This is a genomic window from Mesorhizobium sp. LSJC280B00 (assembly GCF_000502835.1).
Classification (GTDB): domain Bacteria; phylum Pseudomonadota; class Alphaproteobacteria; order Rhizobiales; family Rhizobiaceae; genus Mesorhizobium.
The window spans coordinates 33,305-52,613 of the sequence record NZ_AYVL01000017.1 but is presented as its reverse complement, the minus strand read 5'-3'; the positions used below and the strand labels follow the sequence as shown (position 1 = coordinate 52,613).

16 protein-coding genes are annotated in these 19,309 nt (G+C 59.5%); 3 read left to right on the top strand and 13 right to left on the bottom strand.

Features of this window, described 5'->3' with window-relative positions; genetic code table 11:
- Window positions 1-48: 48 nt before the first annotated feature.
- Window positions 49-1,377: a dicarboxylate/amino acid:cation symporter gene (locus X773_RS61595; protein WP_023678259.1), complete on the bottom strand. Its 1,329-nt coding sequence runs from the start codon at window positions 1,375-1,377 to the stop codon at window positions 49-51.
- 54 nt (window positions 1,378-1,431) lie between these two features.
- Window positions 1,432-1,641: a hypothetical protein gene (locus tag X773_RS61590; RefSeq protein ID WP_156937379.1), complete on the bottom strand. Its 210-nt coding sequence runs from the start codon at window positions 1,639-1,641 to the stop codon at window positions 1,432-1,434.
- 735 nt (window positions 1,642-2,376) lie between these two features.
- Here X773_RS61590 and nifA (X773_RS61585) point away from each other — a divergent pair.
- The 3 genes from nifA (X773_RS61585) to X773_RS61575 all read left to right on the top strand — a co-directional run bounded on the left by nifA (X773_RS61585) (window position 2,377) and on the right by X773_RS61575 (window position 6,656).
- Window positions 2,377-4,149 carry a nif-specific transcriptional activator NifA gene (nifA, locus tag X773_RS61585; RefSeq protein WP_084641380.1) on the top strand — a complete coding sequence of 591 codons (1,773 nt, stop codon included), beginning with the start codon at window positions 2,377-2,379 and terminating at the stop codon, window positions 4,147-4,149.
- Window positions 4,150-4,384: 235 nt separating this feature from the next.
- On the top strand, window positions 4,385-5,524 hold the full coding sequence (gene hisC, locus X773_RS61580; RefSeq protein WP_023678255.1) for a histidinol-phosphate transaminase: 1,140 nt from the start codon (window positions 4,385-4,387) through the stop codon (window positions 5,522-5,524).
- Window positions 5,525-5,615: 91 nt separating this feature from the next.
- Window positions 5,616-6,656, top strand: coding sequence for an LLM class flavin-dependent oxidoreductase (locus X773_RS61575; protein ID WP_023678254.1), 1,041 nt, complete (start codon window positions 5,616-5,618; stop codon window positions 6,654-6,656).
- A 604-nt stretch (window positions 6,657-7,260) separates the two neighbouring features.
- On the opposite strand, the gene X773_RS61570 is transcribed toward X773_RS61575, so the two are convergent.
- The 11 genes from X773_RS61570 to X773_RS61520 form a co-directional block, all read right to left on the bottom strand.
- A complete protein-coding gene (locus X773_RS61570; protein WP_023678253.1) occupies window positions 7,261-9,156 on the bottom strand; it encodes an ABC transporter ATP-binding protein in 1,896 nt (631 codons plus the stop codon).
- Window positions 9,156-11,024 carry an ABC transporter ATP-binding protein gene (locus X773_RS61565; protein WP_023678252.1) on the bottom strand — a complete coding sequence of 623 codons (1,869 nt, stop codon included), beginning with the start codon at window positions 11,022-11,024 and terminating at the stop codon, window positions 9,156-9,158. The genes X773_RS61570 and X773_RS61565 overlap by 1 nt, the downstream gene beginning before the upstream one ends.
- 73 nt (window positions 11,025-11,097) lie before the next feature.
- A complete protein-coding gene (locus X773_RS61560; protein WP_023678251.1) occupies window positions 11,098-12,003 on the bottom strand; it encodes an SIR2 family protein in 906 nt (301 codons plus the stop codon).
- A 38-nt stretch (window positions 12,004-12,041) separates the two neighbouring features.
- Window positions 12,042-12,254 (bottom strand): putative nitrogen fixation protein NifT, encoded by a 213-nt coding sequence (gene nifT / locus X773_RS61555; RefSeq protein ID WP_023678250.1) that lies wholly within the window; start codon window positions 12,252-12,254, stop codon window positions 12,042-12,044.
- Window positions 12,251-12,571 carry a nitrogen fixation protein NifZ gene (locus tag X773_RS61550; protein WP_023678249.1) on the bottom strand — a complete coding sequence of 107 codons (321 nt, stop codon included), beginning with the start codon at window positions 12,569-12,571 and terminating at the stop codon, window positions 12,251-12,253. Before X773_RS61550 ends, nifT begins: the two co-directional genes overlap by 4 nt.
- Before the next feature lie 99 nt (window positions 12,572-12,670).
- Window positions 12,671-12,982, bottom strand: coding sequence for a 4Fe-4S dicluster domain-containing protein (locus tag X773_RS78215; RefSeq protein ID WP_245274753.1), 312 nt, complete (start codon window positions 12,980-12,982; stop codon window positions 12,671-12,673).
- Entirely contained in the window at window positions 12,898-14,376 is a 1,479-nt protein-coding gene (gene nifB, locus X773_RS61540; RefSeq protein WP_023678247.1) for a nitrogenase cofactor biosynthesis protein NifB, read from the bottom strand. The genes X773_RS78215 and nifB overlap by 85 nt, the downstream gene beginning before the upstream one ends.
- A gap of 238 nt (window positions 14,377-14,614) precedes the next feature.
- Window positions 14,615-16,378, bottom strand: coding sequence for a nif-specific transcriptional activator NifA (gene nifA / locus X773_RS61535; protein ID WP_036238852.1), 1,764 nt, complete (start codon window positions 16,376-16,378; stop codon window positions 14,615-14,617).
- 181 nt (window positions 16,379-16,559) lie between these two features.
- Complete coding sequence (locus X773_RS61530; RefSeq protein ID WP_023678245.1) at window positions 16,560-16,859, bottom strand: ferredoxin family protein; 300 nt, start codon at window positions 16,857-16,859, stop codon at window positions 16,560-16,562.
- Window positions 16,860-16,870: 11 nt separating this feature from the next.
- A complete protein-coding gene (locus X773_RS61525; RefSeq protein WP_023678244.1) occupies window positions 16,871-18,178 on the bottom strand; it encodes an FAD-binding protein in 1,308 nt (435 codons plus the stop codon).
- Window positions 18,179-18,187: 9 nt separating this feature from the next.
- Entirely contained in the window at window positions 18,188-19,297 is a 1,110-nt protein-coding gene (locus X773_RS61520; RefSeq protein WP_023678243.1) for an electron transfer flavoprotein subunit alpha/FixB family protein, read from the bottom strand.
- Window positions 19,298-19,309: the final 12 nt, after the last annotated feature.

Genomic DNA, 19,309 nt, shown 5'->3' with positions numbered 1-19,309 from the left:
TTCAGGTCATGTGACCAGCTTGGCGAAACCGGTCGCGGTGCGTCGACCTTACTCGGCGGAGGATAGCCGGTTTGATGCCTCGGCAAGCTGATGACCGCAGAAGGCGGCTTTCATCTGCGCTCGGTCCAATTCTCCTTCCCAGCGGGCAACGACGAGGGATGCCACTGCGTTGCCGACGCAATTCGTCAGCGCCCGGCATTCGGACATGAAGCGGTCGATGCCGAGTATCAGTGCCATCCCAGCAACGGGAACACTCGGAACTACGGCGAGCGTAGCAGCCAGGGTGATGAAGCCCGCACCTGTCACACCTGCAGCGCCCTTGGAGGAAAGCATCGCAACGAGCAGCAGCAGCACCTGATCGCCGATTGACAGATCCGTGTTCGTCGCCTGCGCGATGAAGAGGGCCGCCAGGGTCATGTAGATATTCGTGCCGTCCAGATTGAACGAATATCCGGCCGGGATGACGAGACCCACAACCGAACGCCTGGCGCCCGCCTTCTCCATCTTCTGCATGAGCGAGGGGAGCGCGGCCTCCGAGGAGGACGTTGCGAGGACAAGCAGCAGCTCTTCCTTGATGTAGCGAATAAGAGAACAGATCGAAAAGCCGTTGTAGCGGCAGACCGCGCCGAGAACCCCGAACACGAAGAGGAAGGCGGTGAAATAAAACGTCGCGACCAGCATCGCGAGGTTGACGACCGAACCGATGCCATATCTACCGATGGTGAAGGCCATTGCGCCGAAAGCGCCGATCGGCGCGGCTTTCATCAGAATGCCGACGAGCTTGAAGACAGGCGCGATGAGCGCCTGAAGGAAGGAAACGACAGGCTTGCCCGTCTCTCCGGCCATCGCGAGCGCCATGCCGAACAGAACCGAGAAGAACAGCACCTGCAGGATGTCGCCTTCCGCGAAGGCACCGACAATCGTTGGCGGGATGATGTTCATCAGGAAGCCGGTGACCGACTGCTCGTGGGCCTTTGCGGCATAGGTATTCACGGCCTGGACATCGAGCGAGGCCGGATCGATGTTGAGGCCGGCGCCAGGCTGGACGACATTGGCGACGATGAGGCCGACGATCAGCGCCAGCGTCGAGAAGGTGAGGAAATAGACCATTGCCTTGCCGGCGACCCGGCCGACCTTGTGAAGATCGTTCATGCCGGCAATGCCGGTCGCAATTGTCAGGAAGATGACAGGCGCGATGATCATCTTGACCAGCTTGATGAACGCATCGCCCAGCGGCTTCAGGCTCTCGCCGGTCCCTGGATAGAAATAGCCAATTGCGACGCCGAGGGCGATGGCGGCAAGCACCTGCGCGTAAAGCTTGGCATAGAAGGGTTTGCGGGGCGCGGGACTCGCGCCGCGGACTTGTGCAGCTGACACTGTTTCTCTCTCCCTGACCGGATCGAGGTGGCGTGACTTCTCCCGGGCTTCTCCCTATCGCGGCGCTCCGGTCGAACGCTGCACCAACGCCGCCGCAATACCCATGCCAAATGGATCCGCATGACCTGAACTGACGTTGGGCTCGCCAATGATGGGATGAATGCGGTGGCACAAGACGGGAATGACAAGGCCGCCGTCCAGCACGCGCTTGATGTTCTCCGGCAGATTGCCGGTCGATCTCTCTGGCTTGCGGTTTTGCTGCACATCGTGGCGGGCTCCTCGGTTTGCCGACTTTGGGAAGGGCCGCATCGCTGGCACCAGGGTGCAGAATTGCCGTGTTCTTTGCCGCGCTCCCGCTGCAGCGACAGCTTGAAAGCGACGTCGAGACGTAGGGATTGACGCCGCTGGTGCTGACCGCGACGATGCGGTTCAGAAGTTCCAAGCACCGCCGAGAAAGCCGCGCTCGACCGCCACCTTCGCGCCTTCACACGCGACGCCGCCGCCTTATCTGCGTCATCAATATCGAGGAAATGGCGGTTGCCGCGACCGACCAGTGTCGTCGGCAGTGATTATCGCTCCCGCCCCTGGTTCGCAGGCGCTGGTGACTGGCACGGCCCGGCAACTCGGCGCGGTCAGCCGCTCGGGCACCGCATCGCCGGCGCCGTATTTCTGTCGTTCAACATCGCCGACAAAAATTAGAACTGATGAATTGTATCATAGGCCGCGAGGTTTCCTTTCACGAATGAAAGAAAGCTCGATTGACTATCCCGCCTCGCTCCAGTCTTTTGAAAATCAACGTGTGGTTGCCCCCGTGCAAGCCGAGAACGTGGCCAAGCTTCGTGGAGGGAGAGCCAAGCGATGCGTCAGGGGTCGACCCGCTTTGTACTCGACCACACGGCGGTGGCACGAGTTCACGTCAGAGCATTTTCGCGCTTGCCCGCGACGTCGCGGGCGCACATGCCGCCGGCATGCATTTCATGGCGCGAGATCGAGGATCACATGCACCACAACATTCCCAAATCAGAACAAAATGCCAGCGAGTGCCGCATTTCGCTTCCGGATGAGAAAAGGGCTTACCCAAAGTCCGAGACGAACACCGCGGTCCCTTTTGTGCCATCGCACGAGCACGCGCTTACCGGCATCTTCGAAATATCGAAAGTACTCACCGACCCCGCCCGGCTCGAAGTCACGTTGGCCAAGGTCGTCGATCTCCTGCCCTCGTTTGTGCAGATGCGGCACGGCATCATCGCTCTCTTCGACGCTGAGGGCATACTGGACATCACCGTAGTCACCGGCTGCGACGAGAACAGCGATGAGCGCTCCCGGATGCGTCTGCCGCGCGAGGCAATCGATCGGATTGTGACGACGGACACGCCGCTCGTCGCCGAGAACATAGCGGTGCATTCGGCCTTCACTGCCGCTGACATAGAGGTGCTTGGGGCCTCCGACCCCGTGTCGTTCATCGGCGTTCCCATTCGTGTTGATGGGAACGCCGTAGGCACGCTGACTATCGACCGCGCCTTGGACAGCAGGTCAACGTATCGGCTCGATTATGATGTCCGGCTGCTCACCATGATCGCCAACATGGTGGGACAGACAGTCAAGTTGCACCGCTTCTCCGCGGGCGACCGCGAACGACCGACAGAGGTGGAAGATCGGCTGCAAACGCAATTCTCTGATGTCAAGCACCCTGCACCGCAGCGCAAGAAGGTTCACGTCAAGGGGATGATTGGCGATAGTCCGGCGCTAAGCGCGCTGCTCGAGAAGATCGCAGTGGTAGCTAAGGCAAAGACCACGGTTCTGTTGCGAGGCGAATCCGGTACCGGGAAGGAGCTGGTCGCCAAGGCAATTCACGAGTTGTCGCCGCGCGCCAAGCGGCCCTTCATCAAACTCAATTGTGCAGCGCTGCCAGAGACAGTCCTGGAATCCGAACTGTTCGGTCATGAGAAGGGTGCCTTCACAAGTGCGTTCAATTCCCGCAAGGGTCGCTTTGAGCTCGCCGACAAGGGGACGTTGTTTCTGGATGAGATCGGCGAGATCTCGGCCTCCTTCCAGGCAAAGCTACTGCGCGTGCTGCAGGAGCAGGAGTTTGAGCGCGTCGGCAGCAACCAGACCATCAAGGTCGACGTTCGCGTGATTGCCGCCACGAACAGGAACCTTGAAGAGGCGGTTGCAAGGAATGAGTTCCGCGCCGACCTATATTATCGCATCAACGTGGTTCCCTTGCTGGTGCCGGCGCTACGCCAAAGGCGCAGCGATATTCCGCTCCTCGCAGCTGAGTTTCTCAAGAATTTCAACGATGAGAACGGCCGTACCCTGACCTTCGATCCGCGTGCGATTGAAGTACTGATGAAATGTGAATTTCCCGGCAACATTCGCGAGCTTGAAAATTGCGTGCACCGGACAGCGATCCTGGCGGAGGGACTATCAATCGGGAGAAACGACTTTGCGTGCTCCCACGACCAATGCTTTGCCGAGGCGCTGCGGAAGAGCAGATCGGGCAAGGCCGCGCTGCAACCAGCGCCAATCCTGCCAGAGGCAGTGAATCCGGCCACGCCGCCGGATGCGGCCGCTCGTTCGGCCGCCACCACAGTCCCGCCTGCCGGAGCAACGCACTCATTGGGCGCGAGGACCACCGACGCCGAGCGCGTCATTGCTGCCATGGAAAGATGTGGCTGGGTACAGGCAAAGGCGGCGCGCCTGCTTGGACTGACCCCGCGCCAGATTGGCTACGTGCTGAGGAAATACGGCATCGAGATCAAGCGTCTGTGAAAGCATGACTCAGGCGGATTAGCTGAGACCGCTTAGCGGCTTGGCCCGTGCAGGGATGCAGATCCGCGTCCGCGTCAAGTCGATCCGACCGAGGACAGCCTGGCCGAATTCCCGTGGCAGCCGGCGTTGCGACCATCTTGTGAAAGGCGACGCTGCCATCGTCAATCCGTCCGCCATGTTGCTCTCGTTGCGAGCTCATACGGATGCCCCTGTGCGACTGAAACGGAGATAAAATATGTCCGATGCAAAACTGCAAGCTGTGCTTTCGTCTCTTCCGCAAGGGACGCGACAGTTAGATGCTCTGCCGTCCAACGGACCAGCGCCGGACAAAAGTTTTGTCAAGCTGAATACGAATGAGAACCCGTTTCCGTTGCCGCCAATCATAATGCAAAGTGCAGTGGCGGCCCTCAATCGCCAGTATCTGTATCCGGACGACGATAACATCAGCTTGAGGGAAGCAGCGTCCAATACCTATGGGGTATCCACGGATCAGGTCATCGCAGGCAACGGGTCGTCTGAACTGCTCGGACTCATCTACAGAGCTTTCCTCGCCCCTGGCGACAAGGTGGCGATGATATCGCCAGGGTTTTCGTTCAACCGCAAACTTGCCATGTTGCATGGTGCTGAGTTTCTCGAGATCGGATGTCAAACTCATTCGCTGCCAATGGAGCAATTGCTTTCCGGTCCGGCAAAAGACGCCAAGTTCATTCTGGTGGCCAATCCAAACAATCCGACCGGAACATTCCTCTCGATAAGCAATATCGAACGCCTCGTGGCACAATCGGATCGCCTGGTCGTCCTTGATGAGGCCTACGTCGACTTTGCACCCGATCACGGGCTGCGCCTCATCAACCGTTATTCGAACCTTCTGATCTTGAGAACATTTTCGAAGAGCTATGCCGCCGCCGGCATTCGCGTCGGTTTCGGTTTCGGTCACCCTGAGATTATTGGCAGGCTGCGCAACATCCAGAACGTCTTCAACATGAACGTGATCGGGCATGCGGTTGGTATCAGCGTGCTTGCGCATCGCGGCGCCTACGCAGAGAACCACAAGCACATCAGACATGAACGACAGCGAGTGACAGCCGCACTGTCGCAACTTGGATTTTCCGTAACGCCCTCCCACGCAAATTTCTTGCTAGCCCGTGTGCCAGCGGGACAGGACGGCTCATGGTGGCAAGCAGCCTTGGAAAGGCAAAAGATACTCGTTGCCTACTTTCCGGACAATGGTTTGGAACATTGCATCCGCGTCAGCATCGGCACAAAAGAGCAATTGGATGCATTTCTTGCTGCCGCTCGCGATATAGTTGGAAGCTTAAACATACCAAGCACCACGGGCAGGGGAGCGTCAGGCTCTGCTCGTTCGGTACGCTGACGCTAATCCGATATCACACATTGCTATCTTTAGACTTGCTTGGTCACCCAAGCACGACAACATTTTTCTTTAAAATCGGGGACAATATCGAGTGACAAACGTCTTTCCTTCAAACCTAGCCTTCGGCATCTTCGATCATCTGGACGAGGACGGCCTCGATATCGCCCGGCAGTACGAAGATCGCCTGATATTAGCAGAGGCGTGCGATCAGCTAGGGTTCTATGCCTATCATCTCGCAGAGCACCACTGTACCCCCCATGGGAGAGGTCCATCGCCGAATCTGTTCTTATCGAGCGTCGCCCAGCGCACCCGGCGCCTGCGTCTCGGACCCTTGGTGATGCTGCTTGCGCTTTATCATCCGCTGCGTGCGTTCGAAGAGATCTGTATGCTGGACCAGTTGAGCGGTGGCAGGCTCGAACTGGGCATAGGGCGCGGTGCTCTCCCGATCGAATTGGGTTACTTCGGGATTGGTGCGGACGCGGTGCCGGGCCGCTATGCGGAAGCCAGCGAAATTCTTGTTGAAATACTTGTTAATGCCATGAAGGTTGGCACGCTGTGCTATCAAGGCCGCCATTTTGAGCTCAATGACGTTCCTTTGACGCTAAGACCTCATCAGCGTCCACATCCGCCGACATGGGTCGCCGCCAATCGACCCGAGTCCGCAGCCTGGGCCGCTGCGAATGGAGCAAATATCGCGTGTGTAGGACCTTCCTCTTCTGTTCGCAAAACTACTGATGCGTTCCGCGCCTATCAAGAGGACAACACTGGCGCGGGCGATCGAGCGCCATTTATTGGATTGCTCCGCATGGTCGTGGTTGGGCGTTGTGACACACATGCCTATTCGCTCGCGGCACCTGCTTACGAACGATGGCTCAAGAGCTTCCAATTCCTTTACGAGCTTAACGCTATCCCCACTCCACCCAACCTGCCGCTGACCTTCGATGCGGCAGTCGAGAGTGAATTGTGCGTGGTAGGATCAGCAGCGTCTGTGCGAGAAGCTCTGCTCAGTCAGTTGGAAGAGGCAGGTGCTAACTACCTTCTTTGTCAACTGGCATTTGGGAATCTGCCGCTAGATGCTTCCCTATACACCGCGACGACCATTCAATCCGAAATCATGGCTCGACTTGGCTGACCATGAAATTCGCGGTCTGATCCGAAGGTAAATCGTTGTAACAGCGCTCCCTCACATTGCTCGAGCGTGCACGTGGTGGGGATTGGGAAATCGTGAGGGAGGCCAAACTGACGACGAGCCGGCGGCACAGATTACCAGGTTTGTGCGTTGGCCGGCATCTGGGCACGGTGTGAGACTGCACGATCCTAAGGAGATGATGGCCGAGCGCGTCACGATGCCGGCACGCATCTGCTCGTCGCGCTCGCGCTAGTCCCATAGCCCGCCGCAAGAGGTTCTTCTCGACCGGGGCGGCGCCGGTGGCGGCTCCCGCATCCAGCTTCATCAGCGGCTCGGCGGTAGCAAAGCCGTCACTCGCTACGGCGCTGTTGAGGGCGCGCTCGCGAGCGGCTTTGCTACGCCGAACGACACCACCTGGAGCGAGTTCGCCCGATGTCGCGGCGTGCACCGCGGTCGGATAACGACGCTGGAGGAAATCGTTCGCAGCCGGTCTTCACGATCCGCGCGAGTGCTTTGCATGAATGCTGCCTGCTTCCCCGTCTGCGGCGGCCTGAGTGTCCGCCGGCACGCCCGAAGTCAATGTCAGTACCACAAGGCCGCCAAGACGTCAGGTCTGGGAGCCGGCTTGTACGGTCGTATCGTGTTCTGGAATATCGTCAAAGGAGGCGTAGTTGAGATTGTAGAGTTTGGAATACAGACCCCCCATGGCTATTAGCTGATCGTGGTTGCCAGTCGCAATAACTTGGCCATTCTGAAGCACGATGATGCGGTCGGCACCCCGGATCGTGGCAAGACGGTGGGCGATGACGAGGCCAGTGCGCCCTTGAAGCAGCTTTATCAGAGCCTTCTGAATCTGCATTTCCGTGTAGCTGTCGATGTTGGCGGTAGCTTCGTCGAGCACGAGGATCTTGGCGTCGGCGACGAGGGCGCGAGCGAAACTGATGAGCTGGCGCTGGCCGAGAGATAAGTTGTCGCCGCGTTCGCCAAGTTGGGTCTCATACCCATCGGCGAGGCTCATGATGAAGTCGTGGGCGCCGACCGCCTTGGCCGCCTCGATCACCCTGTCTCGCGTGGCCTCTGTCTTGTGGTATCGAATGTTCTCGAAGACCGTCCCGGTGAACAGGAATGGCTCCTGCAGCACCATGGCGACCTGGCGGCCGAGCGATTCCTGGGTGAGATCGCGCACATCATATCCGCCGACCAGCACTTGGCCCTGCTGAACATCATAGAAGCGGTGGACCAGGGCCATCGCACTCGATTTGCCAGAACCGCTCGGCCCGACCAGTGCGACCGTCTCGCCGGGATTGACCCGGAAGGAAACATTTTTCAGCACCGAACGGTTCGGATTGTAGCCGAAGGTGACGTCCCTGAACTCGACCGAGCCGTCCATTTCGGGCGAAAGCACCTCGGCATTAGGTTTGTCCTGAACATCGATCTTGACGTCGAGCACATCGGTCAGGCGCTTGCCTGAGGCCATGGCGCGCTGCATGACCGAATATTGCAGGGTGAGTGAGCGGATCGGGTCAAAGAAGCGCTGGATGTAAAATAGGTAGGCAACCAATACGCCCACATCTATGCGGCCATTCATGACCATCGAGCCGCCGACCACAATAACGGCGGCCATGGCGAGGCCGGTGAGGCCATCGACGATAGGCACCATGACCAGTGCATATTTGGCAGCGATCAGGTGGGTCCTGAGGTTGGCATGGGCCTTGTCGTCAAAAAGAATGGAATTCACCTGCTGGCGGTCCATGGACTGGACGGTGCGCACGCCGTGAATGGCTTCGGCCAGCGCGCCGTTGACGACGGAATTAGTCTCGTGTGCAGCCATGAAGGCGGCGCGGGCACGCGGCAGCCAGACAATGCGGACGATCACCAGGACCGGCAGAACCGAGAGCGTCAGGAGGCCGAGGCGGAAGTCGAGCCACAGCATTACGAAAACGATGCCGAAGAGAAGCGCAACATCGCCTACGGAATATACCGAGGTTTCGAGGAATTCCTGTATGGAGTTGACGTCGCCTTGCAGGCGCGACATGAGGCGTCCGACCTCGGTCTTGTCCATGAAGGAGAGCGAAACCTTCTGCAGATGGCCAAACATGGCGCGGCGGATGTCGAACAGGACAGTTTCGGCCACTTTCCCAACCACGGTTTCCTGCATGTAGCCGGCAGCGAAATTGACCAAAATCGCCAAAACGAACGCGCCGACGGCCGCAAGCTGGGCTGAGCGATCGGTCCTTGCCGGGTTCATGCCTTGGTCGATCGCGTAGCGGATGATCAACGGGATGAGAAGCTGCGTCCCGGTGAAGATCAGCATTGCTGCAATCGTGATGACTACCCTGGCCCGATAGGGACGGACGAAGGCCCAGATGCGCCGGAGGATGCTCTTGTCGAAAGCCCGGCCGAACATCTCCTCCTCGATGCGGTGCGAGCCGACAACCGCGCGCGGAGGGCGTCTGCCGTCGTCACGTTCGGCTTCGACTTCGCCGGCGCGGCCCTGCGCCATCAGCGGGCGCCCCCATACTGGGTCATATTGTCATCACCCGGGCGCGTCTGGAGATCGTAAAGGGCCTTGTAGCGTCCCCGCTTCGCCAAAAGCTCTTGATGCGTGCCGCGTTCTACGATTTCGCCGTTATCGACAAAAAGGATCTGATCGGCGTGCATAAGCGCACTCAGCCGGTGCGCGATGATGATCGTCACCCGATCCTTGGCGAAGCGCCGCATCGCCGCGCGGATGCGCTGCTCGGTGCCGGCATCGATCGCGGCCGTTGAGTCGTCGAAAACGACGACGGAGGGGCGCAGCATCATGGTGCGAGCAATCGTGAGACGCTGGCGCTGGCCGCCAGAGAGAGAGACGCCGCGTTCGCCCACGACCGTCTCGTAGCCCGCTGGGAGCCCGAGGATGTAGTTGTGGAGCTGGGCGAATTCGCCAGCGCGTTCGATTCGCTGTCTCTTCGCCCAGGGATCGCCATAAGCGATGTTGTTCTCGATCGTAGTGGTGAATAGGAATGCATCCTGCTGTACGACGGCGACCGCCTTGCGAAGCGTCGCGAGGGTGACATTGCGTATGTCCTGGCCGTCCAGCGTGATGGCGCCACCGGTCACGTCATAAAAGCGGGGGACCAGATGAGCTATCGTCGATTTGCCCGAACCCGGCGGACCGACGATCGCGATCGTCTCGCCTCTACGGGCCTCAAAGCTGACGTTCTTCAAAATGGCGCGGTTTTCGGCGCTGGGGTACGCAAACGAGACATTGTGGAAGCGCAGAGTGCCGTCGCTTATCTCGAGCGGTCTGGCCTCGAGAGCATCCCTGATTGTGATCTCCTGGTCGAGGAGACCGAAAAGCCGCGAACCGCAGCTAGAAGCGCGGGCAAAGGCATTGACCATGAGGCCGATCTGGCGGACTGGCATTTGCAGGATTGTCATGAAGGTCAGGAAGGTCGCCACCGTTCCGACGCTTATCTCGCCAGCGACGAGCTTGCTGCCACCGATCCAGAGCACCAATCCCATTGCGAAAAAGAAGGACAAGGTCATCGCCGACGTGCTGGGCACGTAGATGTCAACGCGGTCGTGGGCGAGGTCGAGCGCGTTCTTGGAAGCGCCGTCGAACTTCAGCATCTCGTAGGCTTGAGCCGCAAAAGCGCGGACCACGCGGATGCCTGCGAGATTTTCCTCCATCACGCGGCTTAGTACCGAAAGCCGCTCATGCAGGTCGAGCCAGGTGGCGCGCAGCCTAAGCTGTGTGGCCGATGAGCGCCAGGCGACAAAAGGCACGAAGCTCAGCGCGACCAGGCCGAGCATGGGATCGGTCGAGATCATCATGTAGGCGCCGATCCCGATCAGCATGGTGAGCAGGAGCACGCGAACGAGCGCGGTGGAAAAATACATCCGCACGCCTTGGAGATCGAGCATTCCGATGGTGATCAGATCGCCTGAATGGACCCGGTCGTGAAAGGAAAAGCTGAGACGCTGGATCTTGTCGTAGTAGGCGAGCCGCAGTTCGTACGCGACATGATGCCCGACGGCTTCGGCAAAATAGTTCTGCGCCATCGTGAAAAGGCCGCGTAGCGCGCTGACGGCGAGCAGCAGGAGAGCCGGGATCCAGAGCGCTTGTCCTGCCGCGGTCCCCGCGACACCGCCCCCGATGGCTGTCTGGGTCTGGTCGACAGCCCGGCCGAGAAGCTGGGGAATGAGCAACTGGAGGATTGCCGCCATGATCGTCGAGCCCATAGCGAAGGCGACCTGCCAGGGATGCCGCAAATTCATACGCGTGATGCGCAACAGCGTACTCAAATCCCGGCCCCAGCGCGCCGCTTCCACATCGGTCAACGAATTCAGAGCGTTCGTTGCGCTGCCGATAGCATCACTGCTCACGGGTGTATTCCCGACTGCATTTTGCGCCTTCGAGGCAAGCCGAAGGACCAATCATCAAAGGGGCCCGCCATTGTTAATCCTGTCCACCACCTGCAGCAGGGCGCGTTCCTATAAGCCGAGCCGCGGCTTCACTTACTGGCATGTCGATCACCGTGATTCCGCTTGCCGCAAGGAAACGCGCTTCGTTTCTGGTCAGCGTTTCCGCGTCCATTACCGCGCAATGTGGACCTCGGGAGCGCTTCATGATCTGCCTGGCGTAGGTGCGCAGCATCTGATCGTTGAAGCGGCAGCCAACGAAGAAAAATCCACGGGTGATGCGCCGTTCCTTCACCACGTCTGGGATCGGTGTCTGGATATCGATTTCGGTCAGGACTTCGACATAGTCGGAATCTGCGACGAGAAAGTTTTGCGCCGGCCTAATACTCCCGTGAGGTGTATAGAGAACCGTCTTCGCCCCCGATCGGGGGTTGAGTTCCCTCCCGGACAAATCGTAGGTTTTCGTCCAAATGTTACCGATTTCGTTCGCCCGCGTGACGCCTTGTATCTCAACGACGTCCGTTCGGCCGGTCTCTACGAGAGCCGTGCGCATCGCGCCGTCGTACCAGCTGTCGACGATGAGGGAGAGCGGCAGCCTTGCGAGCCAGGCGTGGAGGAGGGTCGGCGCCACCGGCGCTGCGAATATGTCGGTCATCCAAGCTTGAAGCGTCCGGCGATGCCGGCGCTGTTCGATGAACTGCGCAACCGACCACATATTGGTGCGGATCCTGGAAGGGGCTGGCGCCCGCGCATTGAGTGCCGCGGCAACGAGCTCCGGCGTATGCGGCACAGGCGGTTCCGCACAGTTGAACCCAAGAAGACCCGGACCGAGATAGGGGATCACCTGATCGGCGGCGAGCGCTTCGTTCGCCAGGTCAAGCAGCTTTTCGGCAAAACTGTCCCGCACGATGACCAGGTGGCCCGATGTCAGGATCGTGTTCATGCTCGTTTCCTCGCGACGCACCTTATGAACGGGCAGCATCAGTCCTCTTCGGAAACCTTCCTTGCCTCGACGGTGATCGGCAGACGCGTATCCCGTGGAAGATCGGGTAGGAGGAGCCGCCACCCGTTCCTGAGCGTCACAGTTCCGCCCCACAACTCTTCCTTCTCGAGCTTGATGATCGGCTCTTCGAGGTCCTTCTTCGGGACATACGCCGACAAGCCAGCATCGGTCCTGCGGATCATGACTTTCATCTGGCCGTCCCTTCATTGGTATTGCTATCGGCACTGCAGGGCGCCTCGGCTTTGTCGAGGCTCATCAGTTCACGCGCTCGCATGCCGACGACGGTGCCACGGTCGATCCATTCGACCGCATAGATGAAGAACTGCTGGAGAAAGGTGCCAATGTCGCGCACATATCCCTCGTCGCCCTTCCGCACGAGATTTTCGCCGATCTCCCTGCCAGGATAGGTGCCGTCATTTTTTATATGGCGAGTGGCACGTACCCGCTCTCCCTGCATGAATCGTGGAGGCCTGCGGATTTCGACCTCCTCTTCGCGTCCGAGCGACATGTCCGTTCCCTGATTTCTCTTGAGGCTGCAGATTGTGAACAAAGGCGTTCCAGGCGTCCTGCGAAGGCATCCCCGACCATGTCGGCAGCCCAATGTTCGTCACGCAGGAACGCAGGTCTTCGGCACCGGGCATACCGAGGCACATTGCTGCGCATCGAAGACCCCCTCGCACTCGGTGCACTTTTGCGGCTCGATCACATAGCTCTCGCCTTTGAACTTGATCGCGCCGGAGGGACACTCGAATTCGCAGGCGCCGCATTGGGTGCATTGGGATGCGATGATCTTGAAAGCCATTTTAACTCCTGGTCCGAATGGATGAGACGCGCTCAGGCCGTCGCCGCGAGTGCGGGGGTCCCAGACGCGGCCGCGTAAATCGCGCTGATTGCGGTTTCGATATAGTCGTGGGCATATGCGTCGGTGGCTTGGATTCCAGCGTCGGCGAGCTGATCCTGCGGGCAGTTTCCGATCTTGGCGCACAGCACGACATCTATGCCCTCAAGCGCAGCGATGACGCCATCCAGGGTGGCCTCTGCGCCCCAGCCGCCGAGACAATACTGCTCGACCTTGCGATGCCCGACAAAGCTGATCCCTCTCGGCGAGGCTTCGTAAACCTGGAATTCCTTCGCATGGCCGAAATGTTCATTGACGCGGCCGCCGCCCTTGGTCGCCACCGCGAAGAGAAGGGACTTGCCGGGGCTCGCTGCCTTGACCAATCCGATCGCTTCTCTCCTAGCCGCCACGTGATCACGGCGCTCCTCCGCGACCAGCTCCCGATAGGCCTTGCGATTGCTGGCATCGTAGGTGACCTCGCCGGGAATTCGGTCGACTGTGAATTCCTGGCCACGATCCTCACCGAGCAGGCCGACGGCATCTGCCCGGCACTGCCGGCAGTGGCGCATCAACTGGGCGCCGCCTTCGACACGATCCTGAAGAGCCTTCATCTCCATTGCGTTTGGGCCGCGTTGCCCGCTCAGTCCGTAGTGCGTGCCGTGCGCCGGGTCCGAAATCAGCGGCATGAGGTTGTGCAGGAACGCGCCTCGCTCCTTCACCCATCTATTCACCTTGATCAGATGCTCATCGTTCACGCCGGGGATCATCACTGAATTGATTTTGGTGAGGATGCCGCGCGCGGTCAGCATCTCCAGACCCAACATCTGCCGCTCGTGCAGGATCCGGGCGGCTTCGATGCCGACGTAGCGGCGATGGTCGTAAAAGATCCAAGGATAGATCTTTGCACCGACCTCAGGGTCGACCATGTTGATGGTGATCGTCACGTGATCGACATTCATGTCGGCAAGCTCATCGACATGGTCCGGCAGCGCGAGCCCATTCGTGGAGATGCAAAACTTGATGTCTGGGATTTCCCTGGCAACTCGTTCGAACGTTGCCTTCGTCTTCTTCCAGTCGTAACAGGCATCGCCCGGTCCGGCGATGCCGAGCACGGAGAGTTGCGGCACCTCGTTGGCGACCGCGACCGCCTTGCGTAGCGCCTGGTCGGGTGTCAGCGTTTCGGAGACCACCCCAGGCCGGCTTTCGTTCGCGCAGTCATATTTGCGATTGCAGTAGTTGCACTGGATATTGCAGCCGGGCGCGACCGCGACGTGCATGCGCGCGAAATAGTGATGCGCCTCTTCTGAAAAGCAGGGGTGATCCTTGATCTTCTCCCAGATAGCCGGATCCGTGTCGTCCGGCTTTATCGACGAGCCGCAGGACGAAGACGCGCAGCCACCGGCTTTCACGGTGGCAAGCAACTGGTCACCGAATGTCGTGCTGAGGCTCTCAAGCGAAATTGCCGGTGCGGACATCGAACGGCTCCGTTGCTAGGTGAATGTCGCAGTTCAAACCGCAAGAGCTATGCCAGCTCAAAGAGCGGTTTTGGTTCACGAATTGGCTTTCGTGTCGGATTCCGTCGGATTGCTCCGACACACCTTTGTCGGGCTTCCGACAGTGGACAAGCAAATCGGGTCGCGAAGGCTACCAGCCTTGGGCGCGAAGGGTGTGAGGGAGACTACTCCGGGCTTACGTTTGACGTCATCACGACGTCTAGAATTTCTTCACCTCGATGCCATATCGGCGCAGCGCGTAGCCGATTTGCCGCGGCGTGAGGCCGAGGATACGAGCCGCCCTGGCCTGAACCCAACCGGCCTTGTCCATCGCGTCGATCAGCCGGTCGCGTTCCGTCAGACGCGGGGGACAAGCGGGATCGTTTGGATCGCCGGCCGCAAGGGGAGATACGTTGCCTGCGGAGGCACCGATGCGACTGGCCGGCAGCCGCAATCCGACCGGCACTGCGTTGACCCGTGCGAGATCGTCGATGGTATTGCCGCCATTCGAGCGGTCGGCTCGCTTCCAGAGGAGCCAGGAAAGGCACTGGCTCTTCTTACAGGCGAAATCGGATGGCGTGATCGTCCTTGAACGCGCAAGTGTGGCCGTCCTTTGGACGCAGTTCTCCAGCTCGCGGACGTTACCAGGGAAATAGCATTGCGAGATCAGGTCAAGCGCCGACGGCGCGAAGGCGAGTGCGCGATCGTTCTCCTTGTTGAATCGATTGAGGAAGGCGTTCGCAAGGCGTGGAATATCGCCGGGTCGCTCTCTGAGCGGAGGCAGGATAATTGGCACCACATTGATGCGGTAATAAAGGTCGGCCCTGAACTCCCCTTTTATGACGGCCGTCTCGAGATCCTTGTTGGTGGCGCATATGAGGCGCACGTCGACCTGTAGCGTTTTGGTGCCGCCGACTCGCTCCAACTCGCCTTCCTGCAAGACACGCAACAGCTTGGCTTGAAAGGCCGGCGAAATCTCGCCGATTTCATCAAGTAGCAGCGTTCCCTCATTTGCCAATTCAAAACGACCGGCGCGCTGGGAGATAGCACCCGTGAAAGCGCCCTTTTCATGCCCAAACAGTTCTGACTCCAGAACGCTTTCAGACAGTGCGGCGCAGTTCAATTTGACGAAAGACTTCTTCCTCCGACGTGAGAGCTTATGGATGGCTTGTGCAAAGAACTCCTTGCCGGTGCCGCTTTCACCCCGCAGAAGCACGGTGGAATTGGTCCCTGCTACGACCGAGACGGTTTCGAGCACCTGCTTGAGTGCGGGGCTTTCCCCGATGATCCCGTCGATTTTGACATCCGCATGCCGGGCAGGGTCGTAGGTCCTCCCCTCGTTGGGCGATTTCTCCGGTCTCCATTGCTCATGGACAGACCGCTGACGATCTGTACTCAGGATGCGATGGAGACGGATCGTCCGGCCGACAAGGTTGGCGACCATCGTCAGGAAGTATGTGTCCTCGTCGTCGCGAAAGTCGGTGGCGCCGTCTCCGGCGCGGTCGATCGACAATGTCCCAAGGATTTTATGATCAGCCTTTAGCGGGATACCGATAAAGGCAATTGGGATGGTGCCGCTGCTCGAAGATGTTTGAAGGTCAGCCTGAAATAGTTGGGACTTGCGGACGTCCGGTATGAAGAGCGGCGTCCCCGTAGCGACGATTTGATCTGTTATGGCCTGTGGTATGACGCGGCGAGTGCCTGATTGAGGTGCGTGGGTATTGCCGGCAGTTGCGGCAATCTCCGGCTCTCCTTCAGCGTCCAGGACGACGATTGCTCCGTGACGCATCTGCAGAAACGAAGGCAGGATGTTCACGACATTGGCGAGCGTAATCTCCAGCTCGCTGGGGGCGGTCAGCACCTTCGATATCTCGTAGAGTCCCCTGAGCGCGATATCTGCTTGGGGCATGCTTTTGATGGGCGGTTCAGGGCGGGTATCCCGAGGTGCTACCTCGTCGACCCGATCTTGCGGTACGTGAGCCATGGAAACACCTCAGGGGTTGTCGTCCAGAGTGCTCCTCCTTTTGAATCTGAGTCTGAATTCTGAAAGCACAGTATTCACGAGCTTCTCTTCGTGGCGCGGCAATTCAAGCAAAGATAGACTTGGCGTTGGTCGCGACCTCAGGTGTACCAAGATTGACCCTCTTGATGCGGTGCGTGCGTCCTCATCCGAATTTGAAGAGGACTCCGAAGCCGCCGCGTGGATAGTTCCACTCGATCTCGCCACTGGTCTCGCACAAAATCCGGCAGGTGCCGCACTCCATGCAGCCGTCGGCAGTGATCTCCACTTGACCTTTGTCGTTCAACTCATAACATTTCGCGGGGCAGACGTGGGTCAGCGCGAGCAAGTTCGCGCTTGGCCTCTCGTGCGGTCGCACTTTGATATGCGGACGGCCAGAATCCACCAAGTAGCGGTTCTGGTAAAGCTTGTCCTCGACACGTGACTTCGTCACTGCGATCGTCATTTCGTCTCCCCTCAGCGCCACGCCAATGCAAGGCGGACCGCGTCGCTGACCAGCCCCCAGCGCGAGCGCGCCTTGATGAAGGCCGCCGTGGTCGCCTTTTCCTTCTCGATCTTCGGCGTGCCGTCGACACGCATGAAGTTCTGCGCGGCTTGCGACATCAACCGCGGATAAGCCGTGAAGTAATTGCAGGAATTGGTGTGGAGCAAGGCCGGCATGTCTTTGTATTTCCTTAGGTCCTTGACCACGAAGGACTTGTCCAGCATGGCTTTGTAAAGGGCGAGATTCCGTTTGGTCATAGGACCGTTGCGGCTCTTGACCTCGATGATTGCCTCAGCCGCGATGCGGCCGGAGGTCATGGCGAGGTTCGAACCCTCGCGGTGAATGGCGTTGTTCAGTTGCGCGGCATCGCCGACCACGACCCAACCGTCGCCAAAGAGCTGCGGAATAGCCTTGTAGCCGCCTTCGGGAATGAGATGCGCGGAATATTCTTTCACTTCCGAGCCGGCGATCAGCGGCCGGATCGAAGGATGGGTTTTTAAGGCGTCGAGGAGGACGTAAGGGCTCTCGACCATCGCGGCGAAATCGGAGACGAGGCAGCCAATGCCCAGTGAGATCGACTCCTTGTTGGTATAGAGGAAGCCGAGCCCGGCCATGCTGCGGGAGGTCGTGCCCACCGCCTCGATCACGCAGCCTTCATCGCCTTTGAGGCCGAACCGCTGCTCAATGACCTCTTCGGGCAGGAAATGCATTTCCTTGACGGCGAGCGCCACGGTTTGCGGCTTCGGCATCTCGCGCAGGCCGGCCCGCGTGCCAAGCAGTCCGCATACGCCTTCTGCGAGGACGACCACGTCCGCGTAGATGGCTCCGCCGGCCCGGTCTGTGCGGACGCCGATCACCCTGTCCTTGGCGTCACGGATGAGTTCCGTCACGGTCGTCTCGCACAGAACCGTCGCGCCGGCCTCGCGCACCTTACGCGAAAACCATTTATCGAACTGGGCACGGATGATCGTGTAGCGGTTGGGCTTCGCCTCATTGAAGTCGTCCGACCGATAGTGAATCCCGGTATGGGATGTGTCGTCCATCACCCAAAGCCGCTGTTCAACCAAATGCCGCTCGAGAGGCGCATCGTCCCGGAAATCCGGGATGATCTTCTCCAGCATGTTCGCGTACATGATGGCACCCTGGACATTCTTGGAGCCCGGATATTCACCCCGCTCCAACTGCAGCACCTTCAGGCCGTGGCTGGCCATGGTGTAAGCAGCTGCGTTTCCGGACATGCCGGCCCCAATAACAATGGCGTCGAATTGTTCCTCAATCATGTCCATCCCTTAGCTCGCAAGCTTGTCGCGACTGTGGGGCGACAGCCGCCGGGTGAAGGCTTCCGTCAGTGCGGGCAGGAAGCGGATCGCGTCGGTGACGATCCCGAGGTGAGCGAAATCGAAAATCGGCGCGTTCGGGTCGGTGTTGATGGCCACGATGAGATCCGCCCCCTCGACGCCAACCCGATGCTGGACGGCGCCGGAAATCCCGGCCGCTATGTAAAGCTTCGGCCGGATGGTCTTGCCAGTTTGGCCGATCTGCCGATCAGCTGGCATCCAGCCCTTCTGGACCAACGGGCGCGAACAGCCGTGCTCGGCGCCGATTGCTCGCGCGAGATTCTTCACAAGCTGCAGGTTCTCCGCCGCGCCTAGACCGAGGCCTCCCGCAACCACGACGTCGGCATAGGCAAGATTTGCCTTTGCCGACTGACTATCCGGCAGGAAGCCGAGGATTTTGGTAACGATCTCGTCCTCGGCTACCGAGAGCTTGTGCCGGATGACACGCCCGACCGGTTTATCCGCCCGCTGCGGCATGGGCATGACCCTCGGTCGCACTGTCGCCATCTGGGGGCGGAAATTGAGCGTATAGATCGTGCACAACAAGGAACCGCCGAAAGTCGGACGGGTGGCGGCGAGCGATCCGTCGGTATCCACATCAAGTTCGGTGCAGTCGGCCGTGAGCCCTGTCTGCAAGGTCGTCGCCACGGACCCGGCAAGATCCCTGCCGAGTGTGGTGGCGCCGAGAAGAAGGATCTCGGGTTTGTGGGCATCGACCAGATCCGTCATCGCCTTGGTGAATGGCTCGTTCCGATAGTCGGCGAGCAGCGGCGCCTCGACGATGTAGACAAGGTCGGCGCCATAAGCGAACGCTTCGGCAACGGCGTTCCCGATGGCCTCTCCCGGCGGTCCAAGCACGACGCCCGCAAGCTGGACCTGAAGCTTGTCTGCTAACTTGCGGCCTTCGCCGAGCAGTTCGAATGATACGGGATGGACCTGGCCGCGTTCGAGCTCGATGAAAACCCAAACGTGCCGGTAGTCCTTGAAATGCGCGGGCAGCTCCTTCTTTATGCCGGCACGGCCGGCGGCAGGGCGAGGGGTTTCTCGGTTCGCGGTCGACATCGTCTGCTCCTT